We start from the raw sequence: 16,543 nt of genomic DNA on the forward strand, positions 1-16,543 counted from the left end.
CGGAGGAAGCACTTTCATGCCGCATCCGTTCGCCGGCGGCGTGTCTTATCGCCATTGGTCCTCGCGCGACCCGCCGGTGAAGCCGGCGGCCAGGTGTTGGGGGCGTGCCACTGAAAACCAGTGACAGGCAAGGGAGCGAGTGATGCACGAGCCGCCAGATTGATACACGTGCCACTGCCAACCAGTGGCGGCGATCTTCGTGTATCACTCTCGAGCCGTTTCGTGTATCACTCAGGTCCTTTCGGTCCCTCGACGAGCGCGGGCTAGCGTGGGGAGCGTGCCGAATCACTTGGCGTCCGCGACCAGTCCGTACCTGCTCCAACACGCTCAGAATCCCGTGCATTGGTGGGAATGGAGCGAGGAAGCGTTCGCAGAAGCGCGCCGGCGGGACGTGCCCGTCCTCCTCAGCGTGGGCTACAGCAGTTGCCATTGGTGCCATGTCATGGCGCACGAGTCGTTCGAGGACGACGCGACCGCGGCGTTCATGAACGAGCACTTCGTCAGCGTCAAGGTCGACCGCGAGGAGCGGCCGGACGTCGACGCGGTCTACATGCAGGCCACGACCGCGATGACCGGGCACGGCGGCTGGCCGATGACGGTCGTGCTCGACCACGAGGGCGCACCGTTCTTCGCCGGCACCTACTTCCCGGACCAGCCGCGGCACGGCTCGCCGTCGTTCCGCCAGGTGCTGGCGGCGCTCTCGGAGGCGTGGCAGGACCGCGGCGACGAGGTACGACGCGTGGCCGACCAGCTGCGCGAGCACCTCGCCATGTCCGGCGACCTGCCGTCGGCGCCGATCACCCGCGAGCTGCTCGACGGTGCAGTCGCCACGCTGGCGAACGAGTTCGACCCGATGGCAGGAGGGTTCGGCAACGCTCCGAAGTTCCCGCCCACGATGGTGCTGGAGCTCCTCCGGCGGGTCTCGACAAGCTCGACCACCGACGCCGACGGTGAGACCGTGAAGCAGGCCCGGCACATGCTGGCCCGGACGGCGGCGGCGATGGCCGGCGGCGGCATGTACGACCAGCTCGGCGGGGGCTTCGCCCGGTACGCCGTCGACCGCGGCTGGGTGGTGCCGCACTTCGAGAAGATGCTCTACGACAACGCCCAGCTGGTGGGCCTGTACGCGCGGCTGGGCACCGAGACGGGAGACCGGGTCGCCCGGGAGACCGCCGACTTCCTGATCCGCGAGCTGCGCACGCCTGAGGGTGGCTTCGCCTCCGCGCTGGACGCCGACAGTCCCGATCCGGCGACCGGCAAGAGCGTCGAGGGCGCCTACTACGCCTGGACGCCGGCGCAGCTGGTCGAGGCCCTCGGTGAGGCCCGTGGCGCCTGGGCGGCGGACCTGTTCTCGGTCACCGAGGAGGGCACGTTCGAGCACGGCACCTCGACCCTGCAGCTGCGGCACTACCCGGCCGACAGCCACGAGCGGGCCCGGCTGGCCGAGGTCCGCGCCCGGTTGCTCGACGTGCGCGACCAGCGGCCGCGCCCCGGCCTCGACGACAAGGTCGTCGCCGCGTGGAACGGCCTCGCCATCTCCGGGCTCTGCGACGCCGGCCTGCTCCTCGGCGAGCAGGAGTACGTCGACGCCGCTGTCGCCGCGGCAGAGCTGCTCGCGAGGATCCACGTGGTCTCGACAGGCTCGGCCGACAACGGCGGCTCGACCAGCACGTCGATCCTGCGCGTGTCCCGTGACGGCGTGGCCGGTCCGCACGCCGGCGTCCTCGAGGACTACGGCTGCGTCGCGTCCGGCTTCCTCTCGCTCGTCCAGGCGACCGGCGACGCCCGCTGGCTGACCCTCGCCACCGGGCTGCTCGACCACGCGCTCGACGGCTTCCGCGCGCCCGACGGTGGGTTCTTCGACACCCACCAGGACGCCGAGGCACTCGTGGCGCGCCCGCGCGACCCGGGCGACAACGCCTCGCCGAGCGGTTTCAGCAGCATGATCCACGCCTTGGTGACCGCTCATGCGCTGACGGGCGAGGGCCGGTACCGGGACGCCGCCGAACAGGTGCTCGCGACCGTAGCCGGGCTCGCCGAGCGGGCGCCCCGCTTCACCGGCTGGTCGCTCGCCGCGGCCCACACCATGCTCGACGGACCGCTCGAGGTCGCGGTCGTCGGGCCCGCCGGCCCGGACCGCGACGCCCTCGCTGCCCGCGCCCGCCGGCTCCCCGGGGCGGTGGCGGTCGTGGCGGACGGTCCCCGCGACGACGTACCCCTGCTGGCCGGGCGCACGGCCGTCGAGGGCCGGGCGGCGGCGTACGTCTGCCGCGGTTTCGTCTGCGAGCGCCCGGTGACCTCGCCGGACGACCTCGGGTAAGGCCGGGCGTGGACACCCCGCTGAGCGAGCGCTGGCGCTCGGGACTCGCACTGCTGATCAGCTTGATCGTGCTCGGCGCGATCATCCTGTGGGCCCCGGCCGACGGTCCGGCCGGGCTGCGGCGGGCGCTCGGCATCGGCGAGGAGCCGTTGGGCGACCCGGCCGACGTACCGCCGGGTGGGACCTACGCGTTCCTCGAGCACCAACCGGGCGCACTGAAGGAGCCGGTGGCCTGGGACCCGTGCGACGAGATCCACTACGAGATCAATCCCGACGGCGCGCCCGAGGACGCCGAGGACACCGAGGAGTTCGTCGCCGACGCGATCGAGGTCGTCGCGCACTACACCGGCCTGGAGTTCGTGTACGACGGCCGCACCGACCGCCGCCCCGAGTGGGACCGCCAGTTCGTGCCCTCGCTCGGACAGCACGAGCCGGTGCTGATCGCGTGGGCGACCGAGAGCGAGGTGCCCCAGCTGGAGGACGAGGTCGCCGGCATCGGCGGCGCGGTGGCGGTGGAGGTCCAGCCCGAGGGATGGCTCCGCTACGTCACCGGCGGCGTGACCCTCGACAGCGATGCGTTCGAGGAGATGGATCCGGTCCTCGGCGACAATGAGCAGGGCCGGGCGGTCCTCCTGCACGAGCTCGGCCACCTGGTGGGCCTCGACCACGTGGACTCGACCGACGAGCTGATGTTCGCCGACAACGTCGGCAAGTCGGATTTCGGCACCGGCGACCTCAACGGACTGGTCCGGCTCGGCGAGGGCAGGTGCGCCTGACCCCGTAGCGTCGGAGGCAGCGCCACAATCGGAGGATGGAGCTCGGGCCCACCACACCTCAGCCGGCCGCGTTCTACGACGGCGGCCTCCCGCCGGGCGACCCACGCCCCGACCTTCGCGCCAAGATCATGCTCGAGCGGGTCGAGAAGGAGTCGGGCGGCCTCGCCCGGGAGTCGTTCCGGATGCTGCGGCGGATCGCCTACCAGGACGAGGAGTACGGCGAGATCCTCGTGCCGGCCGACCTCGACACCTTCGACACCGACCTCACGTCGGTCCCGGCGCTGCTCACCTGGCTGGTCCCGAAGACCGGCGCCCACCTGCCCGCCGCGCTCCTCCACGACGGGATGGTCGGTCGCAGGGACTACGTGGCGACCGGGTACCCACCGGATGCCGACCCGATCGACCGGGTCGCGGCCGACCTGGTGTTCCGCCGGGCGATGAGAGACAGCTACATCCCGCTGATCCGGCGCTGGCTGGTGTGGTCGGCGGTCACGCTCGGGACGATCCGGCACGGTTCCGACGGGTGGTCCCGTGCGCAGCACCTGCGCTACCAGGTCACCGCGCTCGGCACCCTGCTCCTCGTGGCCGTCCTCGGGGCCATCGCCACCCTCGACCTGTTCGACGTCGTCGCCTGGCTGCCCTGGATGGGCGCCGACCGCGGGTTCGTCGTGGAGCTGGCCGGCGGGCTCGCCGGCGCGATCGTCATCCCGCTCGTCCTCGGCCTGGCGTGGGGGAGGTTCGCGATCGCCGGCGCGATGACCGGCATCGCGCTCGCCGTACTCCTCCACGTGACGGTGCTCCTCCTCGCCGTCACCGGGCTCTACCAGGTCGCCGAGCGCGTCGCCCGCCGTACGCCGGTCGCCGGCCTGGTGCTGATCGGGCTGGTGCTCGCGGCGAGCCTGGTGTGGACCGTGCTGCTCGTCGGCACGTCGGGCTGACGCGGCCTCTCAGAGGCAAAGGGCACTACCTCGGCGATAGGTCCACTACCTCGCCGCTCTGACTGGTCACAGCACCCCGCAAGCACACCGAGGTCCGTGGGAGCACATCGAGGAGTGCGGGGGACCAGGCGGAGCAGTACTTTCGAACCATGACCACCGTTGCTCCCACAACTGCCACGTTCGACTCGCTCGACCCCGCCACCGGGGAGGTCGTGGGCACCCATCCGATCCACGACGCGGACCACGTCAACGCGGTCGTCGAACGTGCCCGGATCGAGGCGAGCTGGTGGGAGAGCCTGGGGTTCAAGGGCCGCAAGGAGCGGCTGGTCCGCTGGCAGAAGTACGTCGTGCAGCACCTGGACGAGCTGGTCGAGCTGGTGCAGCGCGAGAACGGCAAGCCCGCCGGCGATGCCGCGCTCGAGATCACGCTCGCGATCGACCACCTGCACTGGGCGGCCGGTCACGCCGAGAAGGTCCTCAAGCGCCGGAGTGTGGCACCCGGCCTGATCATGGCCAACCAGGCCGCGAGCGTCGCCTACCGGCCGCTGGGCGTGGTCGCGGTCATCGGGCCGTGGAACTACCCGGTCTTCACCCCGATGGGCTCGATCGCGTACGCCCTCGCCGCCGGCAACGCCGTGGTGTTCAAGCCCAGCGAGCACACGCCCGGCATCGGCGAGTGGCTCGCCCGGTCCTTCCTCGAGGCCATCGGGCGCCCGGTGCTCCAGGTCGTCACCGGCTTCGGTGAGACCGGGGGTGCGCTGTGCGCGGCCGGTGTCGGCAAGGTCGCGTTCACCGGCTCACCCGGCACGGCTCGCCGGGTGATGGCGGCGTGCGCCGAGACGCTCACGCCGGTGCTCATGGAGGCCGGGGGCAAGGACGCGATGATCGTCGACGAGGACGCCGACCTCGACGCGGCCGCCGAGGCCGCCATCTGGGGTGCCGCCGCCAACGCCGGCCAGACCTGCGCCGGCGTGGAGCGGGTCTACGTCCACGAACGGGTCTACGACGACTTCCTCCGCCAGCTCACCGACCAGGCCAAGGGACTCGCCGCGGAGCCGGGCGGTCAGCTCGGCCCGATCACGATGCCGTCGCAGATCGACATCATCCGGCGTCACATCGACGACGCGATCGCCCGCGGTGGGCGCGCGGTCGTCGGCGGTCCCGAGTCGGTGGGGGAGCGCTACGTCCAGCCGACCGTGCTGGTCGACGTACCCGACGACTCGACCGCGATCACCGAGGAGACGTTCGGCCCGACCGTCACCGTCACCAAGGTGCGCGACATGGACGAGGCCGTCGCCAAGGCCAACTCCACGACCTACGCGCTGGGATCGACCGTCTTCGGGAAGGCACGGGCCCAGGAGATCGCCGAGCGGCTCCGGGCCGGGATGACCTCGATCAACGCCGTGATCGCGTTCGCCGGCGTGCCCTCGCTGCCCTTCGGCGGCATCGGTGAGTCCGGCTTCGGACGGATCCACGGGCCCGACGGGTTGAAGGAGTTCACCTACGCCCACGCGATCACGCGCCAGCGGTTCAAGCCGGCACTGGCGATGACGACCTTCGGCCGCACGGAGAAGGACGAGCAGCGGGCCGGCAAGCTGGTCAACGCGCTCTACGGGCGCGGCAACAAGAAGAAGAAGGCCTGACGCCGTACGACGTCAGCCCGCCGAGCGACGTACCTCGTTGAGGACCGTGATCTTCTGCCAGACCTTGCGCGACATGCCGATGGTGAGGGTCTCGATCGTCGACACGGTGTCGAGCACGACCGCGTCCCGTGACTCCTCCGCGCACAGCGCAGCCGTCTTGCCGACAAGGCTGAGCAGCTCGGAGCAGTAGTCGAGGTAGTGCTCGAGCTCCTCGGAGGTGAGGTCCATCGCCGGGCTGACGGCCGTCGGGGTGAACGAGGCCCGCAACCGCTCGGGATCCTTGTTGAGCTGGTGCATGTCGATGATGTGCGCGAGCGAGCGCAGCTCGTGGAGCAGCGCGAGGGTCTCGGACCGCCGCAGCCGCTCCGGAACCGTGTAGAGGAACCAGATCGCGACCGCCGCGAACACCAGGTCGTTGACGCCGCTCTCGACCAGGGACAGCCACTCGACGTCGTGCTCCGGGCCCTCCATCGCTGCGGACCGCACCGCGAAGCCAAGGGCGACCAGGGTCAGCGCGGCCACGACGACGATCACCACCCGCGACACGATCCGTACGACGTGCAGCCGATTGCGGTTCTGGACGGAGCTCTGTGCCACGCGCTCCGCGAGCTCGACGAGCTCGCCGGACACGCTGTAGAGGCCGCGCTCGGGGAAGCGCGCGCCGATGCGCGCCCGCAGCTGGGCGAGGGTGGCGAGCACCGGGTCCGCCTCGAGCCGGTCCAGCGCGATTCCCATGCGCGCACTCTAGGGCGGCGCGGTGGTGAGCGCGGCCGGTTCGGGTACCGCGCACGCATGGCGGCAGCGAAGTACGTCGGTGCGGGGCAGTGGGTCCCCGACGACCCCAGCCTGACCGGCCTGCGCGAGGCCGTGCAGGCGTGTGAGGGCTGCGACCTGTACCGCGAGGCCACCCAGGGGGTGATGGGCGACGGCGACCCCGGCGCCGCCCTGGTGCTGCTCGGTGAGCAGCCCGGCGACCAGGAGGACCGCGCCGGCGAGCCGTTCGTCGGCCCCGCCGGCAAGCTGCTCGATCGGGCGCTGGCCGACGCCGGCATCGAGCCGGAGTCGGTCTTCCGCACCAACGTCGTCAAGCACTTCCGCTGGTCCGGCCGGCGCGGGAAGCAGCGGATCCACAAGTCGCCCGCGCGTGGCCACGTCACGGCGTGCCGGCCGTGGCTCGAGGCGGAGCTGGAGGTGGTGGCGCCGACCGGAGTCGTCGTGATGGGCGGCACCGCGGGCAAGGCCGTCTTCGGCGCCTCGTTCCGGGTCGGTGATGCCCGCGGCCGGCCGGTCGCCTGGCCCGAGGCATACCCGGTCGCGCAGCCACCGGAATGGGTCGTCGCGACGACCCATCCCTCGGCGGTGCTGCGGACCGAGGACCGGGAGGCGGCGTACGACGCCCTCGTCGCCGACCTGCGCGTCGCAGCCGACCTCCTACGATGAGTGCGTGACCGGTCTGCTGTTGGAGTGCGGCCACTACGACCGGTTCGAGTGCCGGTCGTGCACCTGGCTCGAGCGGCCGTACGACGACCAGCTCGCCGCCAAGCACGCGACGACCCGGGAGCTGGTGCGTGCCGGCCTCGGCCATCGGCCCGAGCCGGAGTGGCTGCCGCCCGTGCCGAGCGCGCCGGAGGGCTTCCGGACCAAGGCGAAGATGGTCGTCGGCGGGACGATCGACGCTCCCAGCGTCGGCCTCTGGGACCCGGGCCGCGGCGCGGTGGACCTGCGCGACTGCGCGCTGCACACTCCCGGGATCCAGGCCGCGCTGCCGGTGCTGGCCGGGTTCGTGACCCGCGCGGCGCTGGCGCCGTACGACGTCCCGACGCGCAACGGCGAGCTCAAGCACGTGCTCGTCACGGAGTCGCCGGCCGGTGAGCTGATGGTGCGCTGGGTCCTGCGGTCGACCGAGGCGGAGGCGCGGATCCGCAAGCACCTGCCGTGGCTGCTCGGGGAGCTGGCGGCGCTCCGGGTGATGACCATCAACGTCCAGCCGGCGCACGCCGCGCTGCTCGAGGGCGAGCGCGAGCTGGTGCTGACCGAGCAGGAGACGTTGCCGATGGAGGTCAACGGGCTGACCCTGCACCTAGGCCCGCGCAGCTTCTTCCAGACCAACACCGACGTGGCCGCCGCCCTGTACCGCTCGGCGCAGGAGTGGGTCGACGAGCTCGCCCCGGCGACGGTCCACGACCTCTACTGCGGGGTGGGCGGGTTCGCGCTGCACCTCGCCGCTCCCGGCCGCGCGGTGACGGGGATCGAGATCAGCGGCGACGCTGTGGCCGCGGCAGAGCGCGGCCGCGACGGCGCCGGGCTGTCAGCGGATCGGGTGCGGTTCGTGACCGGCGACGCGACGGCGTACCTCCTGGAGGAGCGTGCCGACCTGGTCGTGGTCAACCCGCCCCGACGCGGCCTCGGCGCCGAGCTGGCCGCCCGGCTGGAGGAGAGCGGACCCGCCGCAGTCCTCTACTCCAGCTGCAACCCCGAGACGCTCGCCCGGGATCTCGCGACGATGAGGTCCTACCTGCCGATCCGCGCCCAGGTGCTCGACATGTTCCCCCAGACCGCGCACCTCGAGGTGCTGGTGCTGCTCACCCGCGCCTAGCGCAGTGAGTACGTCGCGAGCGAGACGCCCACGTAGTGCGCCGCGAAGGCCACGATCGTGAACGAGTGGAACACCTCGTGGAAGCCGAACACCCGCGGTGACGGGTCGGGCCACTGGAAGCCGTAGACGAGCCCGCCGACGGTGTAGAGCGCACCGCCGACCGCGATCAGCACGAAGGTCGCGATGCCGATGCCGAGCCCGAGCGCGACCGCGCCGTCGAAGAACGCCGGGATGAAGAAGACGGCCGCCCAGCCCATGGCGATGTAGATGGGCGCCGACAGCCACCGCGGAGCGGACGGCCAGAACACCTTGAACGCGATGCCGAGCACGGCGGCGGTCCACACCACCGACAGGATCAGGACCCGGTTCATGCCGTCGAGCAGGATCAGGCTGAACGGCGTGTAGGAGCCTGCGATCAGCAGGAAGATGTTGGAGTGGTCCAACCGGTTGAGGATCAGCCACATCTTGGGCGACCAGGTGCCGCGGTGGTAGATCGCGGAGGTGCCGAAGAGCAGGATCGCGGTGGTCGCGTAGAGCGCCGAGCCGATCCGGGTGGTCGCCGTCGGTGACAGGCAGATCAGCACGATGCCGGCGGCGACGATCAGGGGAGTGGACCCGAGGTGCAGCCACCCCCGCAGCTTCGGCTTGACGTCGGCGATCGTCTCGCGGATCTCGTCGCCGATCTGCTCCAGGCCCGCGCGAACGCGCTCGTTCGCTTGGTGGAGTGCCTGGTTCATAGGGGCAGGCTATCGGGCGGCGCCAGCCCCCCGGGCGTCCCCGTCGACGTGACGGCGAGCACCTCGGGGGGGCTGGTCCGGCTCAGTGCGTGTGCGGGGGAACGATCGCGCCCTCGGACGGCTGCACGATCACGAAGCCCTGGCCTGCGAACGAGACCTGGAACGCCTCGCCCGAGCCGCGTCCGATCAGCGAGCCCGCGGTGAACGACTTGTTGATCGAGGTCTGGAGCTCGATCGACCAGGCGACGATCGCCTGGGTGTCGGCGAAGGTCGGCGCCTCGGCGGCGTTCAGCACGACCGGCTCGCCGTCGGTGGTGATCGCGACCCAGCCGTTGCCGCGCAGGGTGGTGTTGAACAGGCCGCCCGCGGCGATGCTGCCGCCCTTGACCCGCTCGATGTTCCAGTCGAGGCCGGCCGAGAACGCGAGGACGTGCGCCCCGTTGATCGAGATGCCGCTGTTGTTGAGGTGCAGGATGTGGACGTGCTCGGCCGCGCTGGCGAGGAACACGTCACCGGCGCCCTCGACCCGCATCAGCGACAGCCCCTCACCGGTCAGCGCCTTCTTCAGGAACTTGCCGGCACCGCCGCCCTGGTAGGCGAACTGGACCTGGCCCTGGTAGGCCACCATCGCGCCCTGGCGGGCCATGAACGGCTCGGCGATGCGGACCCGCAGCAGTCGGTTGTTCTGGAGGGACGGCCCGACTCCGGACTCCTTCTCGGCGAACCGGCCGTCGACGAGGTCGCCGGAGATGCCCGGCATGGCGGAGTAGCCCGGGGACGCCGCCGGCGCGGCAGCGGGCTGGGCGGCGTACTGCTGCGCGGCGTACGGGTCGCCGGCCATCGGAGTCTGGGGCGGGGTCGCCTCGGCCATCGGCTCGTACGCCGGCGGTGTCTCGGCCGGCGGTGCCTCGGCTGCGGGCGCCTCGGCGGCGGGGGCCTCGGCCATCGGCTCGTACGACGGAGGCTCGGCGGCCGGCGGCGACCCGACCACGCGGGTCTCCATCATGAAGGCGTCGTCGGCCGGCGACTCGTCCATCTGTCCCTCGGGGCGGTCGGTGGCGGCCAGGTCCTGGGTCGCCGGCGTCGCCGTCTCCTGTGCGCTGGACTCCCTGCTGGACTGTGCGGTGGGCTCCTCGGGCGGGGTGAGAGGCGACACCGACTGCACACCGCCGTCGGAGACGTGCTCGGTCCACTGGGTCCCGTCCCAGTAGCGGAGCTCGTGTCGGCCAGTGGGGTCCGGGTGCCAGGCTGCGGCGGTCATCGTCGGTTCCTCTCGAAGGTCAGGTTGCGTCCTCGGTAGCCCATCGTGTCAGTCCCCGCAACCACGGAGGAAGAACACCGCGCCGAACGCGGCAATGGCTACGATCGTCAGGTGGTCGACTGGAAGCGGGGCGTTCGCCGGGTGCTCTACCCCGCCTACGAGAACCGCGTCCTGCGCCGGATGCCCGACAACCTGCCCAAGCACGTCGGAGTGATGCTCGACGGAAACCGGCGCTGGGCCAAGGCCGTCGGCCGCGACACCGCCCACGGACACCGCGCCGGGGCGGCCAACATCGAGCCGCTGCTCACATGGTGCGAGGAGATCGGCATCGAGGTGGTCACGCTGTGGCTGCTGTCGACCGACAACCTCAACCGGCCGGCCGCCGAGCTCGAGCAGCTGCTCGAGATCATCGAGGAGGCCGTCGACAGCCTGGCCGACCAGCGCCGCTGGCGGCTCAACCCGGTCGGCGCGCTCGACCTGCTGCCCGCCGGCACCGCCGCCCGGCTCAAGACCGCGGCCGAGCGCACCGCCGACGTCGACGGGATGATCGTCAACGTGGCCGTCGGGTACGGCGGACGCCGCGAGATCTCGGACGCCGTACGCTCCCTGCTCCAGGAGCATGCCGCGAAGGGGACGTCGCTCGAGGAGCTCGCCCAGATCATCGACCCCGAGCACATCGCCGAGCACCTCTACACCAAGGGCCAGCCCGACCCCGACCTGGTGATCCGCACCTCCGGGGAGCAGCGGCTGGGGGGCTTCCTGCTGTGGCAGAGCGCCAAGTCGGAGTTCTACTTCTGTGAGGCCTACTGGCCGGACTTCCGACGCGTCGACTTCCTGCGCGCGATCCGCGCCTACGCCCTGCGCGAGCGCCGATTCGGGTCCTGACCAGGTTCCTCCCGCAGGTCGACGAGCTGCGGTCTACGCACGATAGTCGTCGGACGCGAGCAGCTTGCGCACCGCGGTAGTGCCGAGAGCCCGGTAGGCCTCGAAATCGAACTCGCTGTAGAGCTGGTTGCCGGTGCTGGTGCGCGGGAAGTCGAGGTTGTCGGCGGAGTAGGCCTCGATGTCCCACGAGAGGTCGTTGAGCAGGATCGCCTTGGCCAGGTAGATCGTGCCCTCGCCGCTGCGGTCGGCGAACTCGTAACGGCCCCGGCACCACGCCGCCCCGGACCGGGTCTCGGACAGCCGGCGCATCCCGCGCGGATCCATCTCGACCTCGCAGTCGAGGTCCATCCGCGCGGTTGCGATGGCCCGGCCCAGGGTGCGGAACGTGTCCTCTTTGTCGTTGGACGCGTCGAGGACGAAGATCCGATCCGGCTTCCGCCGCAGCGCCTCGATGAGCCCGAGGTTGTCGTAGTGGCCCCCGTCGGTGACGTAGAGGAACCGGTCATAGACCGAGGCCTTGCCGAACGCCTCCTTGGCCAGTCGTGAGACGCCCGGCTTCTTGAAGACGGCGCGGACCAGCTCGCCCGCCACGGCCATCCACGGGTCAGGTTGGGGAAGCGCGGCGAGCATCTCGTGCAGCGCCGTCTCGGCGGCCTGCCGTTCCGCCGGGTCCACAGCCTCGTCCTTGACGACCCGGGCGCGGTCGACAGGGCCGTCGAGGTGCTCCTGGGTCCGTGCGGACAGCCGTGAGTACTCGCCATCGGGCAGCCCGGCAGCGATCCAGGTCGCCTCGTCCCACCGGCGCAGCCGCACCAGCCGTCGGACCAGGCCGAGCTCGTCCACCCACAGCGGGTTGGGCAGCCACACCCCGAGCCGGGCGTTCCCGAGGGCGAGCACCGCACGGTAGGGCCCGAGCCGCACGTTCTCCCGGCCGGCGAGCGGCGAGAACGCCGCGGCACTCATCGCCACCGCTGCCGGGATGGTGGCATCGCGGTACCGGGCGTCCGCCGCGAACTCATAGGTCGCGCTCACCCGCCGGGCCGCGCCGGCGGGGAGCAGCCGGTCGGTGAGGCCGATCTGGCGGTGGTCGAAGACGAACGGGACGCAGCCGCGCCGCGAGGGCACGAACTCCTCGTCGCTGACGTTCGCGACCGCGCACGCCACGAGCTGCGGGCCCCGGCCGGCGGGCGGCAGCGCCTCGGAGAACCGGAGCGCCCGTTTGTAGGGCACCGGCTGGACGCTGTTCCCGTTCCGCCGCACGAGGAACGCGTAGGAGATCCGCTCCCGGAAGAAGTGGTGGAGGGACGTCCGGTTGGCGTCGGTGATCAGCTTGGTCAGGAGCAGGAGTACGGCGAACCACCCGGCGTACTCCCACTTCGAGATCAGGTCCGGGTCCGCGACGAGCACGGCGACCCACCTCAGCAGCACCGTGATGGCGATGAGGGCGACGGCAACGAGGGCCGCCCACGGCACGACCGGGTCCTTGATCTTGGTCCACACCTTGCTCAGCAGCCCGCTGAGCCGGGTCGCGGTCTCCGCCTCCTGCTTGTCCGAGGCGGCGCTCTTGGCGCTCGCGAGCACCGCCAGGATCGACGCCACCACGGTAGCGATCGAGACCCCGGGGACGGTGGCTGGCGACGTGCCGGCGACGGCGTCGGACGGGGTGGTGGCCTCGGCCACCGCCTGGCTCACCCCACATGCGTCGGTCGAGGCCAAGGCATCCATGCACACCTCGGTCGGCACGAACCCCAGCTGGTGCAGGAGCCCGGCCCACATCGAGTCGCTGGTCGCGGCGTACTCGGCCAGCTCGGCCACGAGCGCCGGAACGCCGACAAGCAGCGCAACCATCGCCAGACCCCCGATCAGGAGGTAGCCGGTCAGGATGCGCAGGAAATTGCGCGCGCCCCAGGGGATGGTGGTGAGGCGGTCCGTGGCCTTCTCGACGAGGAAGACAGCGACACCCGCCGCGGGCACCAGCCACACCCAGCCGAGGAACCACCAGTCGTCGGCGAGCTCGCCGCTGATCGCGGTCCCCTGCCAGGTGGTGAGCCGTCCTGACGCGAGCATCAGCCAGGCCAGCACCCAGGCGGTGCCGCCGAGCACCGCCGCCATGAGCAGCAGGTTGACGGCGATGCCGAACATCAGCGAGAGCGCGCCCTGGGCCGCGATGCGGATGCCGTTGAGGACGTACTGCGTGTGCCGGCGAAGCCACTGCATCTCCGGGCTGCCCGGTGCGAACGCCGGCTCGGCGCTGTTGAGCGACCCCCAGTCCTTCTCGCCGACTTCACAAGCCCGCGGGGGACTGTCGACCGGATTCCAGCGCAGCACGTGGTAGGCCGCGCCGACGTACCCTCCGCCACTGACGCCGACCACGGCCCGCGCGTCCGGGTAGATGTCGTGCTCCGTGAGCGCCTGCAGGCCACCGAGGCTGAAGGCCGCCGACCGGATGCCGCCGCCCGAGCAGCAGATCACGGTGCCGCCCTTGTCGAGCTTGGCGAGCTCGGCGAGCGCCGGCCGGCCGTCGGCGCTCGCCCGGGGGAACCCGATGAAGCTGACCGCCTGGAAGCCGAACCCGGCCGCGACGACAGCCCACATCACCAGCGTGTAGCCGTGGCCACCGTCTCCGGTCGTGAACACCTCGTCGAAGCCGAGCGTCAGGTCGTGCGGAACCTGCCCGAAGAGGACCCAGAGCCGGAGGTCCTCCCAGAGGTCGAGCCCGGCGCCTGCGAGCACGAGGGCGAGCCCGACCTTGTTGACCACCAACGGGGGAGGGATCCGCGAGCGGTCCCCGCCCGCCCACTCGGGCCAAGCCTCGGCCCGGGACGAGCGGAGGAGACCGAACGCGCGGTAGGCGACGAAGACGTACGCCACGACGAGCATCACGTCGACGATCAGGGACATGCGCGCCGGAACGACGTCGTTGAACTCGTGCACGCTGTCCAGTCGGTCGACGAACCAGGGAGCGTCCACGACCCATCGCAGCGGCTGCTGGAGGACGAGCAGGCCGGCGGCGATCAGGAGAGTACGGCGGAACTCCCGCCAGCGCCCGCGTTGGACGACCCTCGTGACGTCCATCCGGGCGCCCTTGCCGGCCCGCGGCTCGTCCCGTTGCTCGGCATATCCGGAGCTTTCCACGGTTCCTCCCGCGGTCCGTCCCCCGACGTCTTGGAGCTGGGTCCTGAGACTTCGGATGCTAGCGAGACGCGCGGCGCGGCGTCCTCGGAACGACCAAGTCGCCTCGCCACGTGTCGAAGCCGATCACCCCCCTGACCGTCACCGCGAGCGAGCAGCTCAGTCCCGGGATGGTTCGGCTGCACTTCCGCAGCGACGACCTGTCGGCGTTCCTGGGCAACGACTTCACCGATCGCTACGTGAAGCTGATCTTCGGCGACCCGGAGCTGCTGGCGCAGGGGGAGCGGCCCACGATGCGCACCTACACGGTCATCGACCCCGACCCGGAGACCGGGACCCTCGCCATCGACTTCGTCGTGCACGGGACCGAGGGCATCGCCGGACCGTGGGCGTCGACCGCCCTGCCGGGCGACACGATCTCGGTGCGCGGCCCGAGCGGCGCCTACGCGCCCGATCCCACGGCCGACTGGCACCTCTTCGCGGGCGACGAGGCCGCCATTCCGGCGATCCGGCAGTCGCTCGCAGCGCTGCCGTCCGACGCACAGGGGTACGCCGTCGTCCAGGTCGGCAGCGCAGCGAAGGAGCTGCCGCTTCCCGCCCCCGCAGGCGTGGGCCTGCACTGGCTCCACCGCGACGACCCGGCCTCACCGGGCCTCGCCGCAGCCGTCCGCGACCTGCCGTGGCGGGACGGTCGCGTCGACGTCTTCGTGCACGGCGAGGCCCAGGCCGTGATGAAGGAGATCCGGCCCCACCTCGTCGCGCAGGGGGTCGACCCGCGCGCCGCCTCCATCTCCGGCTACTGGAAGCGGGGCCTGGTCGACGAGGAGTTCCGCGCCTGGAAGCGCGAGCAGGCCGTCGCCGAACCCGGCTGAGGAACCGAACCGGGGCAGGGGACGTCACAGCTTCATGATCACTCGTAGGGATGCGATCCGGTTCGCCGTACTCGCGGCGCTGGCCCAGCCACTGCTGGCGGCCTGCGGCGGCGACGGCGATGATGGTGGCGACAGCGGGAAGCACCGACCGGGAGGCAAGGACGTGGGCAGCGGTGGGGAGATCGAGCTGGTCAGCTCGCACGTGGAGCGCGTCGCGGGCAATCCCGGCGCCGTCCCCGACGTCGTCGCCGCGATGCACCGCTTCGGAGGAGGCGTGTATGCCGCCCTGCCGAGCGACGGCAACCTCGTGCTGTCGCCGTACTCCATCGCGGTGGCGCTGGGCATGACGCTCAACGGCGCCGCCGGCACCACCGCGGAGGAGATGCGGACGGTGCTGGGTGCCGACGATCGGTTCCACGCGGGGCTCAACGCGCTGACCGCGCACGTCGAGGGGCTCGCCGGGCGGCAGGAGCGCGCCGACGGGAGCAAGGCCGAGATCGCGATCGACGCCGCCAACCAGCTCTTCGGCCAGCAGGGCGTCGGCTGGGAAGCCGGCTTCCTCGACCCGCTCGCGGAGCAGTACGGCGCCGGCATCCGGCTCGTCGACTTCGAGACCGCCGCCGAGGTGGCGCGGGTGCTCATCAACGACTGGGTCGAGCGGCAGACGCACGACCGGATCGAGGAGCTCATCCCCGAAGGCGTGATCAACGCCCTGACCCGCCTCGTCCTGGTCAACGCGATCTACCTGAAGGCGCCCTGGGAGCGGCCGTTCGACAAGGTGCTCACGGCGCCCGGCGACTTCCGGCGCGCGGACGGGAGCACGGTCACCACCGACCTCATGCACAGCACAGACGTGACCGGCACGCTGCGCAGCGGGCAGGGCTACCAGGCCGCCACGCTGCCGTACGCCGGCGGGGCGATCGCGATGACGGTCGTGCTGCCCGACGAGCAGGCCTTCGCCGACATCGAGCGGCAGGTCGCCGGCGGCGGCGTCGCCGCGCTGGTCGAGGGCGGACGGCCCGCGCTGCTCGACCTCAGGCTGCCCAGGTGGACCTTCCGCAGCGACGCGCCTCTCAAGGACGTGCTGACGGATCTCGGGATGCCGACCGCCTTCGACCCGGACCGCGCCGACTTCAGCCCGATGACGTCGGAGGACCTCGACCTCTACGTCGCGGCCGTGGTGCACCAGGGCTTCATCGCGGTCGACGAGGAGGGCACCGAGGCGGCCGCGGCGACCGCGGTGGCGATCGGCGTGACGAGCGCGCCGGTGGCGACGCCGTTCCACGTCGACCGGCCTTTCCTCTTCGTGATCCACGACGTCGAGCACGGCACCCCGCTCTTCCTCGGTCGCGTGCTGGACCCCACTGCTTAGGGCCCGTCGGG

At 71.5% G+C, this 16,543-nt stretch carries 13 protein-coding genes; 9 read left to right on the forward strand and 4 right to left on the reverse strand.

Annotated elements, in window-relative coordinates; translation table 11 throughout:
• Positions 1 to 277: 277 nt before the first annotated feature.
• The 4 genes from D0Z08_RS07870 to D0Z08_RS07885 all read left to right on the forward strand — a co-directional run bounded on the left by D0Z08_RS07870 (position 278) and on the right by D0Z08_RS07885 (position 5,677).
• The gene (locus D0Z08_RS07870) at positions 278 to 2,320 is read left to right on the forward strand and encodes a thioredoxin domain-containing protein (protein ID WP_118924387.1); all 2,043 of its coding nucleotides are present in this window, start codon (positions 278 to 280) and stop codon (positions 2,318 to 2,320) included.
• Between the two features lie 8 nt (positions 2,321 to 2,328).
• Positions 2,329 to 3,096 (forward strand): matrixin family metalloprotease, encoded by a 768-nt coding sequence (locus D0Z08_RS07875; protein ID WP_182481222.1) that lies wholly within the window; start codon positions 2,329 to 2,331, stop codon positions 3,094 to 3,096.
• Positions 3,097 to 3,131: 35 nt separating this feature from the next.
• Complete coding sequence (locus D0Z08_RS07880) at positions 3,132 to 4,034, forward strand: DUF1353 domain-containing protein (RefSeq protein WP_118924391.1); 903 nt, start codon at positions 3,132 to 3,134, stop codon at positions 4,032 to 4,034.
• 149 nt (positions 4,035 to 4,183) lie between these two features.
• Positions 4,184 to 5,677 carry an aldehyde dehydrogenase family protein gene (locus D0Z08_RS07885; protein ID WP_118924393.1) on the forward strand — a complete coding sequence of 498 codons (1,494 nt, stop codon included), beginning with the start codon at positions 4,184 to 4,186 and terminating at the stop codon, positions 5,675 to 5,677.
• 12 nt (positions 5,678 to 5,689) lie between these two features.
• Here D0Z08_RS07885 and D0Z08_RS07890 read toward each other — a convergent pair whose 3' ends face one another.
• A complete protein-coding gene (locus tag D0Z08_RS07890; protein WP_118924395.1) occupies positions 5,690 to 6,412 on the reverse strand; it encodes a hypothetical protein in 723 nt (240 codons plus the stop codon).
• 57 nt (positions 6,413 to 6,469) lie between these two features.
• Here D0Z08_RS07890 and D0Z08_RS07895 point away from each other — a divergent pair, with 57 nt between their 5' ends.
• Together D0Z08_RS07895 and D0Z08_RS07900 are read left to right on the forward strand one after the other, a co-directional pair.
• Positions 6,470 to 7,117 (forward strand): UdgX family uracil-DNA binding protein, encoded by a 648-nt coding sequence (locus tag D0Z08_RS07895; RefSeq protein ID WP_118924397.1) that lies wholly within the window; start codon positions 6,470 to 6,472, stop codon positions 7,115 to 7,117.
• Between the two features lie 4 nt (positions 7,118 to 7,121).
• Complete coding sequence (locus D0Z08_RS07900) at positions 7,122 to 8,273, forward strand: methyltransferase domain-containing protein (protein ID WP_245993756.1); 1,152 nt, start codon at positions 7,122 to 7,124, stop codon at positions 8,271 to 8,273.
• On the opposite strand, the gene trhA is transcribed toward D0Z08_RS07900, so the two are convergent.
• Entirely contained in the window at positions 8,270 to 9,010 is a 741-nt protein-coding gene (gene trhA / locus D0Z08_RS07905; protein WP_118924399.1) for a PAQR family membrane homeostasis protein TrhA, read from the reverse strand. The two genes, D0Z08_RS07900 and trhA, sit on opposite strands and share 4 nt — an antisense overlap.
• Before the next feature lie 82 nt (positions 9,011 to 9,092).
• Positions 9,093 to 10,271, reverse strand: a complete 1,179-nt coding sequence (locus tag D0Z08_RS07910) for an AIM24 family protein (protein ID WP_118924401.1) — start codon at positions 10,269 to 10,271, stop codon at positions 9,093 to 9,095.
• A 111-nt stretch (positions 10,272 to 10,382) separates the two neighbouring features.
• Here D0Z08_RS07910 and D0Z08_RS07915 point away from each other — a divergent pair, with 111 nt between their 5' ends.
• On the forward strand, positions 10,383 to 11,156 hold the full coding sequence (locus D0Z08_RS07915) for an isoprenyl transferase (protein ID WP_118924402.1): 774 nt from the start codon (positions 10,383 to 10,385) through the stop codon (positions 11,154 to 11,156).
• 33 nt (positions 11,157 to 11,189) lie between these two features.
• Here the strand turns inward: D0Z08_RS07915 and D0Z08_RS07920 are convergent, their stop codons facing one another.
• Positions 11,190 to 14,291, reverse strand: a complete 3,102-nt coding sequence (locus tag D0Z08_RS07920; protein WP_147381363.1) for a patatin-like phospholipase family protein — start codon at positions 14,289 to 14,291, stop codon at positions 11,190 to 11,192.
• Positions 14,292 to 14,401: 110 nt separating this feature from the next.
• On the opposite strand from D0Z08_RS07920, the gene D0Z08_RS07925 reads away from it, so the two are divergent.
• Positions 14,402 to 15,160, forward strand: coding sequence for a siderophore-interacting protein (locus D0Z08_RS07925; protein ID WP_118924406.1), 759 nt, complete (start codon positions 14,402 to 14,404; stop codon positions 15,158 to 15,160).
• 34 nt (positions 15,161 to 15,194) lie between these two features.
• Complete coding sequence (locus D0Z08_RS07930; protein ID WP_118924408.1) at positions 15,195 to 16,532, forward strand: serpin family protein; 1,338 nt, start codon at positions 15,195 to 15,197, stop codon at positions 16,530 to 16,532.
• The last annotated feature ends 11 nt before the right edge of the window (positions 16,533 to 16,543 follow it).

This window comes from Nocardioides immobilis, from assembly GCF_003515065.1.
GTDB classification, from domain to species: Bacteria; Actinomycetota; Actinomycetes; order Propionibacteriales; family Nocardioidaceae; genus Nocardioides; species Nocardioides immobilis.